Origin of the sequence: Staphylococcus succinus (assembly GCF_029024945.1) — a bacterium.
Classification (GTDB): domain Bacteria; phylum Bacillota; class Bacilli; order Staphylococcales; family Staphylococcaceae; genus Staphylococcus; species Staphylococcus succinus.
The window spans coordinates 1,490,053-1,506,276 of the sequence record NZ_CP118976.1 but is presented as its reverse complement, the minus strand read 5'-3'; the positions used below and the strand labels follow the sequence as shown (position 1 = coordinate 1,506,276).

Annotated in this window: 13 protein-coding genes; 6 read left to right on the top strand and 7 right to left on the bottom strand. The window is 31.7% G+C overall.

Annotated elements, in window-relative coordinates:
• The first annotated feature begins 39 nt into the window (after window positions 1–39).
• The 4 genes from PYW31_RS07400 (at window position 40) to PYW31_RS07385 (ending at window position 5,929) form a co-directional block, all read left to right on the top strand.
• Complete coding sequence (locus tag PYW31_RS07400) at window positions 40–699, top strand: type 1 glutamine amidotransferase domain-containing protein (RefSeq protein ID WP_046837467.1); 660 nt, start codon at window positions 40–42, stop codon at window positions 697–699.
• Between the two features lie 358 nt (window positions 700–1,057).
• Window positions 1,058–2,320 carry an aminoacyltransferase gene (locus tag PYW31_RS07395; protein WP_046837466.1) on the top strand — a complete coding sequence of 421 codons (1,263 nt, stop codon included), beginning with the start codon at window positions 1,058–1,060 and terminating at the stop codon, window positions 2,318–2,320.
• Window positions 2,321–2,350: 30 nt separating this feature from the next.
• Window positions 2,351–3,610, top strand: a complete 1,260-nt coding sequence (locus PYW31_RS07390) for an aminoacyltransferase (RefSeq protein WP_046837465.1) — start codon at window positions 2,351–2,353, stop codon at window positions 3,608–3,610.
• A gap of 1,308 nt (window positions 3,611–4,918) precedes the next feature.
• Complete coding sequence (locus tag PYW31_RS07385; protein WP_046837464.1) at window positions 4,919–5,929, top strand: ABC transporter substrate-binding protein; 1,011 nt, start codon at window positions 4,919–4,921, stop codon at window positions 5,927–5,929.
• Between the two features lie 42 nt (window positions 5,930–5,971).
• On the opposite strand, the gene PYW31_RS07380 is transcribed toward PYW31_RS07385, so the two are convergent.
• A complete protein-coding gene (locus PYW31_RS07380) occupies window positions 5,972–6,316 on the bottom strand; it encodes a hypothetical protein (protein ID WP_046837463.1) in 345 nt (114 codons plus the stop codon).
• A gap of 242 nt (window positions 6,317–6,558) precedes the next feature.
• Between PYW31_RS07380 and pepF the strand changes: the two genes are divergently transcribed.
• On the top strand, window positions 6,559–8,370 hold the full coding sequence (pepF, locus tag PYW31_RS07375; RefSeq protein WP_046837462.1) for an oligoendopeptidase F: 1,812 nt from the start codon (window positions 6,559–6,561) through the stop codon (window positions 8,368–8,370).
• Window positions 8,371–8,447: 77 nt separating this feature from the next.
• Here pepF and phoU read toward each other — a convergent pair whose 3' ends face one another.
• The 6 genes from phoU to cvfB all read right to left on the bottom strand — a co-directional run bounded on the left by phoU (window position 8,448) and on the right by cvfB (window position 14,349).
• Window positions 8,448–9,098, bottom strand: coding sequence for a phosphate signaling complex protein PhoU (gene phoU, locus PYW31_RS07370; RefSeq protein WP_046837461.1), 651 nt, complete (start codon window positions 9,096–9,098; stop codon window positions 8,448–8,450).
• Window positions 9,099–9,104: 6 nt separating this feature from the next.
• Window positions 9,105–9,983: a phosphate ABC transporter ATP-binding protein PstB gene (gene pstB, locus PYW31_RS07365; protein WP_046837460.1), complete on the bottom strand. Its 879-nt coding sequence runs from the start codon at window positions 9,981–9,983 to the stop codon at window positions 9,105–9,107.
• A gap of 89 nt (window positions 9,984–10,072) precedes the next feature.
• A complete protein-coding gene (gene pstA / locus PYW31_RS07360) occupies window positions 10,073–10,984 on the bottom strand; it encodes a phosphate ABC transporter permease PstA (RefSeq protein ID WP_046837459.1) in 912 nt (303 codons plus the stop codon).
• Window positions 10,985–10,986: 2 nt separating this feature from the next.
• Entirely contained in the window at window positions 10,987–11,916 is a 930-nt protein-coding gene (pstC, locus tag PYW31_RS07355) for a phosphate ABC transporter permease subunit PstC (RefSeq protein ID WP_046837458.1), read from the bottom strand.
• A gap of 205 nt (window positions 11,917–12,121) precedes the next feature.
• Complete coding sequence (locus PYW31_RS07350; protein WP_046837457.1) at window positions 12,122–13,093, bottom strand: PstS family phosphate ABC transporter substrate-binding protein; 972 nt, start codon at window positions 13,091–13,093, stop codon at window positions 12,122–12,124.
• A 356-nt stretch (window positions 13,094–13,449) separates the two neighbouring features.
• Window positions 13,450–14,349: an RNA-binding virulence regulatory protein CvfB gene (gene cvfB / locus PYW31_RS07345; RefSeq protein ID WP_046837456.1), complete on the bottom strand. Its 900-nt coding sequence runs from the start codon at window positions 14,347–14,349 to the stop codon at window positions 13,450–13,452.
• A gap of 143 nt (window positions 14,350–14,492) precedes the next feature.
• Here cvfB and PYW31_RS07340 point away from each other — a divergent pair, with 143 nt between their 5' ends.
• Window positions 14,493–16,100 (top strand): ABC-F family ATP-binding cassette domain-containing protein, encoded by a 1,608-nt coding sequence (locus PYW31_RS07340; RefSeq protein ID WP_046837455.1) that lies wholly within the window; start codon window positions 14,493–14,495, stop codon window positions 16,098–16,100.
• Window positions 16,101–16,224: the final 124 nt, after the last annotated feature.

Here is a 16,224-nt window from a genome sequence, read left to right as displayed (position 1 = left end):
CGAGTGTATTCTCTTATACTAAAAAAGAGGTGAAGGATTTTGAGTAAAAAAGTCTTATTCATACTAACAAGCAGAAATCAATATGATGATGGAACACCAACAGGATTATGGTTAGAAGAGGCAAGTGAGCCTTATAATATATTAATAAATGCAAACATTGATGTAGATATTGTATCTATTGAGGGCGGTGAAGTGCCAGTCGATCCTAATTCTACACAAAATGGAGAATTAGAGAAATATGCTCAATTTGCCGATAGCATTAAACAAGTACCTAGTTTAGGTGAAGTTAACACTTCAGAATATGATGCGGTATACTTACCTGGTGGACACGGAACTGTTTTTGATTATGCACATAACCAAAAATTAGCTTCAATGCTTGCAGATTTTAAATCAGAAGGTAAGATTATTTCTTCTGTTTGTCATGGACCAAGCGCATTTGTTGGTGCAAAAGATAACGAAGGAAACTTCTTGATAAACGGTGTAACGTTAACTGCGTTTACAGATGAAGAAGAGCGTGCAATGGGCTTAGAAGACAAAGTACCATTCTTAACACAATCAGAATTAGAAAATCAAGGCGCTAAATTTATTACAAAAGATAACTTTGTAGAGCATGTGGAAACTGATGGACAATTTATTACGGGTCAAAATCCACAATCAAGTGTTGCAATTGGTGAAGCATTACGCAAAGCATTAAGCTAACCATCATAAAAGCCTTTAATGAAGCATTAAAAAATTCTGAAATACGAAAACTGGAAAACAATATTGTTTTCCAGTTTTTCTTCTATTATTATAAATAATATTCAAGGTGTATAGAGTTAATAAGAATAACGCATTACCATACATATACTAAAATTTAACATTATTTTTAGTGGCTTATTCTTTGTTAATACGAAAGTAATGATATAATAAAGAAATACATAAAGTTCATATCAACCTGTGTTTTTCATAGGTGATGTATGTGCTATTGATTTAGTTTTATAAATGATTATTGTATAATAATTAAGATTGAAGTTTAAAGCTCGAGTTAAAGAACTATAGACAAATAGGAGTATATAAAATGAAATTTACGAATTTAACTGCAAAAGAGTTCGGGACATTTACAGACAAAATGCCAAATAGCCATTTCACGCAAATGGTGGGGAATTATGAATTGAAAATTGCAGAGAGTACAGAAACACATTTAGTAGGTATAAAAAATAATGACAACGAAGTCATTGCCGCTTGTTTATTAACTGCAGTTCCAGTTATGAAATTCTTCAAATATTTTTACACAAACCGTGGACCGGTTATTGATTTTGAAAATAAAGAACTTGTACATTACTTCTTTAATGAATTATCCAAATATGTTAAAAAGCATAACGCTTTATATTTAAGGGTGGATCCATACTTAGCATATCAATATCGTAACCATGATGGAGAAGTGTTAGAAAATGCAGGACATGACTGGATTTTCGACAAAATGAAGCATTTAGGATATAAGCATCAAGGATTTTTAACAGGTTTCGATCCTGTGATTCAAATCAGATATCATTCAGTTTTAGATTTAGCGGGTAAAGAGGCTAAAGACGTTTTAGCAGGTATGGACAGTTTACGTAAACGAAACACGAAAAAGGTACAAAAAAACGGTGTTAAAGTAAGATTCTTAGAAGAAGATGAATTACCGATTTTCCGTTCATTTATGGAAGATACTTCTGAAACGAAAGACTTTGATGATAGAGATGATCGTTTCTATTACCATAGATTAAGATACTATAAAAATCGTGTTTTAGTACCATTAGCTTATATGGATTTCAATGAGTATATAGAAGAGTTAAAAGCAGAGCGAGAAGTACTCAGCAAGGATATTAATAAAGCGATTAAAGATATTGAAAAGAGACCGGAAAACAAAAAATCTTACAATAAGAAAGATAACTTAGAACAACAATTAATCGCAAATCAACAAAAAATTGATGAAGCAAAAGCATTACAACAAGAACATGGCGACGAATTACCAATTTCAGCAGCTTATTTCATTGTTAATCCTTATGAAGTTGTATATTATGCTGGCGGTACATCTAATGAATTTAGACATTTTGCTGGTAGTTATGCAATACAGTGGACTATGATTAATTATGCTTTGGACAATAATATTGATAGATATAATTTCTATGGTATCAGTGGTGATTTTACAGAGGATGCAGAAGATGCAGGTGTAGTTAAGTTCAAAAAAGGATTTAATGCTGATGTCGTTGAATATGTTGGTGATTTTATTAAGCCGATTAATAGACCAATGTACAAAATATATACGACTTTAAAAAAATTAAAAGAGAAAAAGAAATAAACATAAATAATAGAAGGGAACTAAGCTAGAATGAAATTTACAGAGTTAACTGTCAAAGAGTATGACAATTTTGTACAGAATCCAGCATTAGAAAGTCATTACTTTCAAGTAAAAGAAAATATTGCGACAAGAGAAGAAGATGGATTTCAAGTTGTTTTATTAGGCTTAAAAGATGACGATAATCAAGTTATTGCTGCTAGTCTTTTCTCTAAAATCCCGACAATGGGAAGCTATGTTTATTATTCAAATCGTGGACCAGTCATGGACTATAATGATCTAGGTTTAGTGGATTTCTATTTACGTGAATTAGATACTTATCTACAACAGCATAATTGTTTATATGTCAAAATGGATCCGTACTGGATTTATCAAATTTACGATAAGGACATCAATCCGTTTCCAAATCACGACAAAAACGATGCATTAGTTAATCTATTCAAATCACATGGTTATACACATCATGGTTTCACAACTGAATATGATACCTCAAGCCAAGTAAGATGGATGGGGGTATTAAATCTAGAAAAAGAAACACCTACATCTATTAAAAAACAATTTGATAGCCAACGTAAACGTAATATTAACAAAGCAATTAATTTTGGGGTTAAAGTAAGACTGCTAACTAGGGAAGAGTTTGGCATATTCTTAGAATTGTATCGTGAAACAGAAGAACGTACAGGCTTTGTATCAAAAACTGACGACTATTTTTATAATTTTATCGACAATTACGGAGAAAAAGCCTTAATACCTTTAGCGTATATAGACTTAGATGAGTATATCAATAATACTCAAGACGCTATTTATGAAAAAGAGGCGCGTCGCGATAAAATGATGCAAAATGAAAATAAATCAGAAAAACAATTGAAAAAAATTGCTGAACTGGATAAACAAATAGAGCATGATAAAAAAGAGTTGTTACAAGCTAGTGAATTAAGACAAACAGATGGTTCAATATTAAACTTAGCAGCAGGGGTCTACTTTGCAAATGCATACGAAGTAAATTACTTCTCCGGTGGTTCTTCCGAGAAATATAATCAATATATGGGACCTTATATGATGCATTGGTATATGATGAACTATTGTTTTGATCATGGTTATGCACGATATAACTTCTACGGTTTATCAGGTGACTTCACTGAAAATAGTGAAGATTACGGTGTGTATCGTTTTAAACGTGGATTTAATGTTCAAATAGAAGAGCTTATTGGCGATTTCTATAAACCAATTAAGAAAACAAAATATTGGTTATTCAATACACTCAATAACATTAGAAAAAAGGTAAAAAAATAGAAATAAAGAAAGCACGCTGATGATAGTAATCATTAGGTGCTTTCTTTATTAATGTGGAACTTAATTCTTAGGAGTTAATTCTAGTTGCGTTCCACAAATACAAGTATAGCATAGGCTTAAGTTATTGCAATGGTGCTATATTATGAATTTTTTATAGTAAAAAATATTATTATAATTTGATGATTTTAAATAAATTTTTATAGAATTATATTAAAAAACGTTCTGATAAATGCTACAGAGCGTTTTTTAATAACATAAATACAGGTGTCTATATTTATGTTATGTAACCCTATATAGTACTTTGCAAGTTCAAGACAAAAATAAAGTAGTAAGGAAAGACCTATAAAAAATAAATAAGTTGAAGTAATAATAAAGCGATATTCCTCAGTGATTAGCACGTTAAAACATGTTTTAACGTGCTAATATACAGCGTTGAGTGTCTTTAAAGACGCAATGACAGCAATTTTCAGGATCGTAAGTTAGCGTAGTGTTATTAATATAAAAGTTAATAATCACAGCATTAATATTTAAGTATAATTGGACAATTTCAATTATTATTTACGATAATCGATGATATTTTATTAATTACGTGGTTTTACATTATACTTATATAGATGTCTATAACTATGTTATGTAACTTATATATAAATAATACCTTTATTTCAAAAACTTTTAACTAAGGACAGTACTTTTAGGTACAATTTATTACTTTCCCAGTTAGTAAGTTCTATGTGACTTGATTGAACGCTGAGATTTGGATTTGTGAGCATCTGAAAGCATTTTGGTTGATGAGTGTATGTATATTGTATCCATATGTATTTGTATCTGTTGGCTAAGCGTTTAGCTTAATAAGATTTTTGTATCGTTATAGTTGTTTAAGTACGTAAGTTCATATTAGATAATAAAACGCAGAGATTTATGGAATGTTGTTAATTATAGCATTGTATATTTAAAATTTCATTTTAGTTTACATAATATATATTATAGGAAGTTATATGTATATTGGAAAAGTGCACTACGATATCATTAATTTAGCAACCTACTTCTTCATAATAAATTAGAAAATCATTATTCATATATTGCTCGTAGTTAATTTGCTATAAACTACATATATTCAGAGGTATATATAATGTAAGTTCTATTTGATGTGTTAGTATATACGACTATCGCTATACATTACATATATACTTGGGATGTTTTATAATTATAGAGCTACTCATATATAAAGTATTTAAAATAACTAAAATACCTAATTGATAACTTTTATCAGTTAGTATATAATTAAATCTTACTATAAGGAGGATTTAAATGAAAAGATTATTGCTAATTATATTAAGTTTGTCTGTAGTATTGGCAGCTTGTAATACTGAGTCAAGCGAAACAACCAAACGCGATACTGTAAAGATTACACATACATATGAGTTTAAAGATAAAAATAAAGATCATAATAAAGGACAAATAAAAAAAGAATCTATAAATGTGCCTAAAAACCCTAAGCGTGTTGTTGTTATGGATTATGGTGCTTTAGATGTTATGAAAGCACTTAAACTTCAAAATCGTATAGTTGCAGTTGCTAAAGGACAAGGTGCATCTTTCTTGCCGCAAAGCTTAAAAGAATTTAAGAATAATAAGTATGATAATCTTGGTAATCCTGGACAGCCAGACTATAATCAATTAGCTAAAGCGAAACCGGATGTGATTTTTGCATCATTTAGGCAAGCACATACTAAAACGCTTGATGAAATGAAAAAAGCTGCACCAGATGCTAAAATAGTTTTTGTCAGCCCTAATAATGATGATTATATAGATTCTATTAAGAAAAACACTAACAATATCGGACATATATTCGGTAAAGAAAAAGAAGCACAAAAACTTACAACACGTTTAGATAATAAAGTTAAACAAACTAAAAAAGTAATCAATCAAGACACTGCTTTATTTTTAAATGTTGATGACAAAGGAATTAAATCGTATGGTTCTTCAGGAAGATTTGGTGGTTTCCTGAATAAAGATCTTGGTATTAAACATGCTGATAGCAAAATGAAAGCAAATTCAAGCGGTATACTAATATCAAATGAATATTTAGAAAAAGTAAATCCAGATAAATTATTTGTAATTAATCGCTCAACAGATTCTAACAAGCAACAAAATGACATACCACAGGCTTTGAATAATTCTGTGATCAAAAATGTTAATGCTATAAAAAATGAGGATGTCACGCCTTTTGAAGCTAATGCATGGTTCTTCGGTGAAGGTGGTATTGATTTAACAATTAAGCAATTGGATCAAATTAAACATGCATATATTTCTGATAAATAAACACTAAAAAAGAACTGCTGATACAAAATCAGCAGTTCTTTTTTAGTGTTTATAATGCTCTAGTTCTTCTTGTGGTATTCCCCCACGTTTACGAATTTCTTTATTTAGCTTCTTCTCTCTTCTTTTGCGTCTCCAATTACGTGTGAAATACCAAATTAAGAAACTTATAATTAAGCTTAAAACGGCCATAAATGCTGCAAAACCTAATAAAGGTTCATAAGTTATATCTTCAAAGTTAGGTATTAAGAACGCAGCTATAGCTAGTACAATAAAAGTAATTATTGCTGGAGTAAACCATTTAGTTAAAATAAGATTATAAAACATAGTCAACAAAATTACAGCAACTATAGTAATCCATAAAAAATTAGGCATATCAAATATTGTCATTTATAGTGCTCCTTATTTTATATTATCGAAATTTTAATTGTGTTACTTTCATTTTACTATAAAAATATATTAAAAGCTTCCGTCTTCAGTAGTATGATTTAATATTAGAATAATAGCGAATACACGTCAATATTATTTAACGCCTTCCCCACTTTCACTTGTTAAACATTCGATTGTATTTTATAAGTGATCTTCCTGTATAATCAGAGATGTATACACTACAAATGTACAGGAGTGAAGATATGACTAAATCATTACCGCTAAGAAATAACGTTCCTATAAATGAAACATGGGATATTACCGCGTTATTTGATTCAGATGAATCGTTTTATAAGCATTTAGATGAAGTTTTAACAAAGGCAAAAGCATTTAATTTACAATACAATCATAAATTGAATGATATTACTATAATTGAAGAAATGTTAAGTATGTATTCCGAAATATTAATTCAATTAGATCGCATGGCCAATTATGCAGAATTACGCTTAAGTGTTGATACAGCAAACACCGATGCTCAAACTTTAAGTGCGAAATTGTCTACGACTTATGGCAAAATCGCAAGTGAGTTATCATTTGTTGAATCTGGAATATTAGCGCTTTCTGACGAGTTATTCGAGACATTAATTGAACAATCTAACTATCCTCATTATTTAACTAAGCTAAAAGAGAAAAAGAAATATCAACTATCACCAGAAGTTGAAAAAGTTTTAGCTAGTTTATCCCCTATTTTTGAAAGTCCATATGAGTTGTATGGTACTACAAAAATGTTAGATATTGATTTTGAGTCTTTCGAACACCATGGTCAAATGTTTCCGTTAGATTATGCTACCTTTGAAAATGAATATGAAGATAATGCAAATGTAGCATTCAGAAGAAAAAGTTTTCAATATTTTAGTGATGCGTTAAGTAAATATCAACATACTACTGCTGCTACCTATAACATGCAAGTACAACAAGAAAAAATTGAAGCAAATTTAAGAGGCTATGACTCTGTAATAGATTATCTCTTGCAGGAACAAGAAGTTACACGAGACATGTTTGATCGACAAATTGATGTAATCATGAGCGATTTAGCCCCTATTATGCAAAAATACGCAAAACTCATCCAACGTGTGCACGGGCTTGATGTCATGAATTTCGAAGATTTAAAAGTCTCAATTGATCCAGGTTATGAACCTGAAATTTCTATTAATGAATCCAAGGAATATATCTATGGTGCATTGAATGTACTAGGTAAAGATTATATCCAAATGGTTGAAAAAGCTTATACAGATAGATGGATTGATTTTGCTCAAAATAAAGGTAAAGAAACAGGTGCATATTGTGCTAGTCCTTATGCAACTCACTCTTATATATTTATTTCATGGACTGGAAAAATGGCTGAAACATTTGTCTTAGCACATGAATTAGGTCACGCAGGACACTTTACTTTAGCTCAAACACATCAAAATTATTTAGAATCTGAGGCTTCCATGTATTTTGTAGAAGCACCTTCAACGATGAATGAAATGTTAATGGCGAATTACTTATTTGAAAATAGTAAAGATGCTCATTTTAAACGTTGGGTAATAGGATCAATCGTTTCTAGGACTTATTATCACAATATGGTGACTCACTTATTAGAAGCAGCATACCAGCGTGAAGTATATACTAAAGTAGATAATGGTGAGTCCCTTACAGCGCCAGTACTTAACCAGATTATGCGTGATGTCTATGGCCAATTCTTTGGAGATAGCGTTAAACTTACAGATGGTGCTGAATTAACATGGATGCGTCAACCACACTACTATATGGGACTGTACTCATACACATATTCAGCCGGACTAACGATAGGTACTGTTATGTCACAACGCATCAAAGATGAAGGTCAGCCAGCCGTAGACGCTTGGTTAGATGTCTTGAAAGCAGGCGGTAGTCAATCTCCGGTTGAGCTAGCAGCTATTGCAGGCATAGATATTCGCACGGATCAGCCACTCAAAGCAACAATTGGTTATATTGGTAAGCTTGTGGATGAATTAGAACAACTAACAGATGAAATTGAAACTAAATATTAAATGAAAATAAAGCATCATGACTATTGAGAGCTTATAGTTCTCTAAGTCATGATGCTTTATTTATGTTTAGGGTTGTTTTATTTATCATAGGATTCATAACGATTACCTGTAATAAAGTAATAAATATTTTCAGCCACGTTAGTGATATGATCGCCTATTCGTTCCAATTGTCTAGCAGCCAAATGTGCTTGTCCTGCCACAAAAGGATCGTTATCAATAAGGTAAGTAGTATTGACAATGTTTTTATATAAATCATCAATATCTCGATCTCGTGCAATGATTTCTTTTATTAATGTTATATCGTTATCATTTATGGCATCATTTAAATCTTTAAGCATTAAAAGTGCAAGTTTCCCCATCGTATTAAGTCTAGTAAGTACGTATTGATCAATGATTTTAGCGCGCAATCTAATCTCAGCTAAATTAGCTGCATTATCACCAATACGTTCTAAATCTGAAGCTATTTTCAATGCAGCCATCATTAAACGTAAGTCAGTAGCGATAGGCTGTTGTTTAGTAATGAGCATAATCACTTTTTCATTGATTTGAGTTTCCATTTCATTGATTTCTTTATCTTTAGCAATTGTTTCACGTGCATAATTACGATCTTCTTCACTTAACGAGGTTAAAGCATATTCAATATGATAATATACTTGAAGACCAAGTCGACGTAAATCTTTAATCAGTCCGTCTAGTTGGCCTTCGTATTTTTGTCTAATAATTGTCATTAGAATTTATCCAAATCTACCTGAAATATAATCTTCAGTTTGTTTATCAGATGGATTAGAGAAAATTTTATCTGTATCATCATATTCATTTACATACCCGTTAAGGAAGAAAGCTGTTTTGTCAGAAACACGTGCAGCTTGTTGCATATTATGTGTAACGATTATAATTGAATATTTCTCTTTTAAGTCTTGAACAAGTTCTTCAACTTTTAAAGTTGAGATAGGATCTAAAGCAGATGTTGGTTCATCCATTAAAATAACGTCAGGCTCAATTGCTAAAGTACGCGCGATACATACACGCTGCTGCTGTCCGCCAGATAAACTGTAAGCATTTGTGTCTAAGCGATCTTTTAATTCATCCCAAATTGCTGCGCCACGAAGTGATTTCTCAACAATTTCATCTAAAACTTTTTTGTTTTTAATACCATGAATTTTTGGACCATACGTAATATTATCATAAATTGATTTTGGAAACGGATTAGGTTGCTGGAACACCATACCTACATTTGTTCTTAATTTTTCGACTGAATTTTTATCATCAAAAATATTTTCATCACGATATAAAATTTTTCCTGCAGTTTTAACAGAAGGTACAAGTTCTACCATGCGGTTGAGTGCTTTGATATATGTGGACTTTCCGCAACCTGATGGTCCGATGATGGCCGTCACATTATTCTCTAAAATGTCTAAGTTGATATTCTTTAAAGCATGGTTATCACCATACCATAAGTCTAAGTTTTTTGTTGAATAAACAATTTTCTTATTGCTATCTTTATTTGTATTTTGTTCTAGATTCTCAGTATCAATTGTTGCGATGGGTGATGTTTCACGATTCGTATGTGTGTCTAATTCTGATTTATCGTCTACGTTTATTTTATCAGTCATAATTAAAACTCCTTTTTTAAATACTAGTTACAAAGTGTGCAGTAACTTTGTAATTCCCAATAACTAGCTTTGATTTAATATAGATATATTTAGAATTTTTTGCTGTATTTATTTCTTAAGAAAATTGCTACGGCATTCATTAATAATAAAATGATCAGTAATACAATGATTCCTGCTGAAGCAACGTTTTGGAACTCTTCTTGTGGTAATTTAGCCCAGTTATAAATTGCCATCGGTAAAGCTTGAAATTGATCAAATACACTTGATGGTAATTGTAATAAAACAGTCGGTATACCGATTAAAATTAATGGTGCTGTCTCACCTAATGCACGTGATAATGCTAATATAAATCCTGTTAAAATACCTGGAATAGCAGCAGGTAATACAACTCTGCGTATTGTTTGCCATTTATTACCTCCTAAACCATAAGAAGCTTCTCTAACAGAATTAGGAACTGCTCTAATCGCTTCTTGGCTGGCTACGATAATAACCGGTAAAATAAGTAATGACATTGTTAAAGCGGCAGCTAGAACTGAATTACTGAGTGCCAACGATTCGATTCCCATACCGCGTACAAAGATTGTCAAACCAAGTAGCCCAAATACTACTGAAGGGACGCCAGCTAAATTAGAAATGCTGACTTTGATAAAGTGTGTTAAAGCATTGTCTTTAGCATATTCTTCTAAGTAGATTGCTGTTCCTACACCTAAAATAATAGATATTGGAATAATAGTAATCATCAACCAAATTGTACCTATTAAAGCCCCTTTGATACCGGCCATGGATGGTGTTGATGAAGAAAAGCTTGTGAAAAATGCTGGTGTTAAATGTCCTGCCCCTTTGATGAGTGTATCTATGATGAGTGCTGCTAATACGAGCAAGCCAATCATTGTACAAGCAAAAAATGCCCATTTATTTACCTTATTCGTCGTTAACCTTCCTGAGAGTTTCTTTTCTACAGTTTTTTGATCAACAAGTGTTTTGTTATTTGCTTCAGCCATAATTAATACTCCTCTCTAAAGCGTTTCGTAATCCATTGAGAGATTAAATTCATCGCTAATGTAAATAAGAATAATGTGAAACCTACTGCATAAATACTATAGTAAATGTCTGATCCGAATGTTGCATCCCCTGTTGCAACTTGAACAATATAGCCAGTCATCGTTTGTATAGAACCTGTTAAGTCTAAAGATGCAGTTGGCGTACTACCAGCAGCAAGTGAAACAATCATCGTTTCACCAATTGCACGAGAAATCGCTAATACAATTGAAGCCATAATTCCTGAAGTAGCAGCAGGTAATATCACTTTTGTAGCAACTTCAAACTTTGTTGCTCCCAAACCTAATGCACCTTCACGCATTTTGTTTGGAACAGAAGACATGGCATCTTCACTCATACTTGAAATTAATGGAATTATCATTATGCCAACTACGATACCAGGACTAATCGAATTAAAACTACCTAAGTCAGGAAATATAGAACGTAAGATTGGCGTTACAAAAGTTAATGCAAAGAAACCAAATACAATTGTTGGTATACCAGATAATATTTCTAAGATTGGTTTTATAATACTTTTTGCACGTTTAGATGCGTATTCACTTAAATATAATGCTGCGGCAAGACCCAATGGCACTGCAACGATTGTTGCAATAAGTGTTATTTTTAAAGTTCCTAGTATCAATGCCCAAATACCAAATTTAGGTGTTGATGAAAATGGATTCCATTCTGTAGTAAATAGAAAATCTGCAATTGAAACACGTGTGAAGAACGTGATAGTTTCTGTTAATAAAGTGACTATAATCCCAACTGTCGTTAATATAGAAAAAATTGCAATGATTCCTAAAATAATAGGAACAATTTTATCGCTCATCCCATTTTTCTTAGCGTTATTTTTTGCAATCATTTCGCTTACAGAGAGTTTCTTACTCGACATATAATTACCTTCTTTCTCATAGACTCCCAATTATTTAAAAAAGGTTGGGAATGTTCGACATCTATGTTGTAGTCAAGTTTCAATGAAATACTTGAGTCTAATAATTAGATGAATTGAACATGGAACAGAAAAGCAAAGTGATAGATAAACTGTCATTTTGACTTCCCTATTCCAGAATCCCAACCTTTAAGATATAATGTTATGTTTATTTGTCTTCTTTTTTGTCGCTATCCTTATTGTCACTTTCTTTACCGATGATATCTTTTAACTTATCTTGTTGTTCAGAGTAGTCTTTCTTAGGTAATGCAACAAACCCTGCATCTTCTGCGGCTTTACCTTTATCATCTAGGATAAATTTCATGAATTCTTGGAATCCTTTATTCTCTTTTAATTTCTTCTCATTAGTATAAATATATAATGGTCTGCTTAATGCGTATGAACCATCTTGGATTGTTTTCTTAGTTGGTTCTGTCAGTTTGCCTTTATCATCTTTGATTTTAACTTCTTTTAATTTATCTTTGTTTTGTTCATAGAAGTTATAACCGAAGTAACCAATACCTTGTTCATTTTTTTGTACTGATTGCACAATTACGTTTGTATCAGCATTTTTTTCTGCTTTAATATCACCTTTATCCATAATTTCTTCAGTGAAGAAGTCATATGTTCCGTGTGATTGGTCGGGAGAATATGCTTTAATTTCTTTGTCAGGCCATTTTGGATTTACATCTTTCCATGATTTTGCTTCTCCTGAGTAAATTTCTTTCAATTGTTCTTTTGTTAATTCTTTAACAAAGTCATTTTCTTTATTAACGGTAATTGTTACACCATCTTGTGCGACTTTAAATTCATCATATTTAATACCTTTATCATCTAATTTTTTCTTTTCTTCATCTTTTATTGGTCGAGATGCATTTGAAAAATCAGTGCTTCCAGAAAGGAATTTTTCAAAACCGCCACCAGTACCAGAAGTACCATTTGAGACAGTTACATCTTGATTATCTTTTGCAAATTTTTCATTTAGTTTTTCAATGATTGGACCTACTGTTGATGAACCATCGCCTTTGACTTCCCCTTTTGCATTGTCTCCAGAACCTGATCCAGCGTTACCGCCACCACAAGCGCCTAGTAAAAGTGAAGCACCAACTACTGTAGTACCAAATAATTGCCATTTTTTCATTGAAACATCCTCCTAATAGATAAATAACCCATAAGTTATATGTATTTCTTACAGTTCCTATCTTACATTCCTTTTATTAATTGATAATGTAATTAATGTAAATGTTTTGTTAATTTACTATTGACAACGCTTGCAAAGAGAGAAATAATAATATTTTTATTGTAAATAAAAGTGTTAAAGAGCTTGAAAAGAACTATTTTGTATAAACTAATATATGTAAAAAATAAAAAACCTGAAAAATTGCTACTATAATGTAAGTAGAATTTTTCAGGTTTTTATGTTCAATTACCTTATTAAATTAATGAGATTTCGTTTATTAGTAAATTTAACATATATTGCTTTTATAATAGAAAGAATTAGCTGTTTAATCTGTCCCAACCTTTTTTAGTTAAGGCGATTTTACCAGTTTCTATATTAATAATTTTATTTTTATAAAGGTGTCCAATAGCTCTCTTGAATGAACCTTTACTCATGTTAAAGACTTCTTTAATCGCATCTGGACTAGATTTATCCCAAAACGGAAGTTCACCTTCATATTCTACGAGTAGGTCAAAGATATGCTGTCCGTCTTCATCCAGTCTTTCATGAGCAAGTGGTAAAAATGAACCGTTTAATTCACCTTTTTCATTATGCCCAATGATACGAACTTTTACATTTTCGCCGAGACGTGGTTCTTCTTTACGCTCAGATTCATGAACGAAAATTTTATATCCATCTTTAGATAATAAAAATGTACCAATTCTTAATAATCGATATGGTCGTGCTTCGATGATTTTATTTTGTTTTTCTTCATCATGTACCGGTGAGAACTTCTGCTCAACGATGGTTTCTGTTGCTAGTCTTGCAAACATATTCTTATCTCTATCAATACGTAACGTTACGAATAATTCGTCGCCTTGTATTGGCCATACATCTTTTACTTTTGGTAAATCTTCCCAAGGTATTAATACTTCTCTTGGCAAGCCTACATCGACATGTGCACCGTCGCGATCAGTTTTCAAAACTTTTACAAAGGCGTATTTATCAGTAGTTATATCAGGCATATTTTGTGTTGCAAATAAATCACCTGATCTATTTGGGTAAATAAAGAAACTATATTCTTCTCCTATTTCTAATTCATCTTCATCTTTTATTTCGGATTGATTGAGTTTAACGTCTTCTCCGTTAGGTCCTTTTAACTTGTATGTGGATCCTTCTAATCCAACAACTTCAAGAAATTCTATAGAACCTACAATATCTTTTTCTTCTTGGGCCATACTTTTCTCCTTCGCACATGTATTTATTCTTACTTATTATAACATGCATAGAAGAAACAAGCATCACTCCATCGAGAATGGTCGAAACTCATGCATATATGTGTTATAATTTGTCCGGTAGATTAACGAAAAGGAGTAAATTCATGTTACAAGTTACTGATGTAAGTTTACGATTTGGCGATCGTAAGCTATTTGAAGATGTAAATATTAAATTTACAGATGGCAACTGTTATGGCTTAATTGGAGCTAATGGCGCTGGAAAATCAACATTCTTGAAGATTTTGTCTGGTGAGTTAGATGCTCAAACTGGTCATGTTTCCATGGGTAAAAATGAAAGATTAGCGGTTTTAAAACAAGATCACTTTGCTTATGAAGATGAGAAAGTTATAGATGTTGTTATTAAAGGGCATGAGCGTTTATATGAAGTAATGAAAGAAAAAGATGCAATCTATATGAAAGCTGATTTCAGTGATGAAGATGGTATCAGAGCTGCAGAGTTAGAAGGCGAATTTGCTGAAATGGATGGTTGGAATGCTGAAGCAGATGCGGGTTCCCTACTATCAGGTTTAGGCATAAGTGCAGATTTACAAGATAAAAGTATGTCCGAATTAGAAAATAACCAAAAAATCAAGGTGTTATTAGCGCAAAGTCTATTTGGTGAACCAGACGTTTTACTATTAGATGAGCCTACCAATGGATTAGATATTCCAGCAATGAGCTGGTTAGAAGATTTCTTAATTAACTTTGAAAATACAGTAATTGTTGTATCACATGATAGACACTTTTTAAATAATGTATGTACGCATATCGCTGACTTAGATTATGGAAAAATTAAAGTTTATGTTGGTAACTATGATTTCTGGTACCAATCTAGTGAATTAGCTATGAAAATGGCTCAAGATCAAAACAAGAAAAAAGAAGAAAAAATTAAAGAATTAGAAGAATTCGTTGCGCGTTTCTCAGCAAATGCATCGAAATCTAAACAAGCAACAAGTCGTAAAAAACAATTAGAAAAAATAGAACTTGATGATATTCAACCTTCTTCTCGCCGTTATCCATTTGTTAAATTTACACCTGAACGTGAAATCGGTAATGACCTATTATATGTTGAGAATGTATCAAAAACAATTGATGGTGTAAAAGTATTGGATAATATTTCATTTACTATGGATCCTAATGATAAAGCAGTGTTAATTGGAGATAGCGAATTCTCAAAATCAACACTATTAAAAATCTTAGCTGGTGAAATGGAACCAGATGAAGGTTCTGTTAGATGGGGTGTTACGACGTCACGTAGTTATTTACCAAAAGATAATTCAGACTACTTTGAAGGTATGGATACGAATCTTGTAGATTGGTTACGTCAATATGCACCTGAAGATGAACAAACAGAAACTTTCTTACGTGGATTCTTAGGACGTATGCTATTTAGCGGTGAAGAAGTTAAGAAAAAAGCGAGCGTATTATCAGGTGGAGAGAAAGTTCGTTGTATGTTAAGTAAAATGATGTTATCAAGTGCTAACGTATTATTATTAGACGAACCGACAAACCATTTAGATTTAGAAAGTATTACAGCTGTTAACGATGGCTTAAAATCATTTAAAGGTTCTATTATATTCACATCGTATGACTTTGAGTTTATCAATACAATTGCTAACCGTGTAATTGATTTAAATCCTGAAGGCAGTGTATCAAAAGAAATTTCATATGAAGCTTATTTAGAAGAATCTGGTCTTTTAAGTAAAAAATAATATGTAAGTCATATATTAATAAAGGTCTAATATCTTTTAAAAAAGGTATTAGACCTTTTTTAGTTAGAATAACGAGGTCCCCTGTCCTCTCTTAATAGAATGTATTCTTCCCCGTTCATATTAA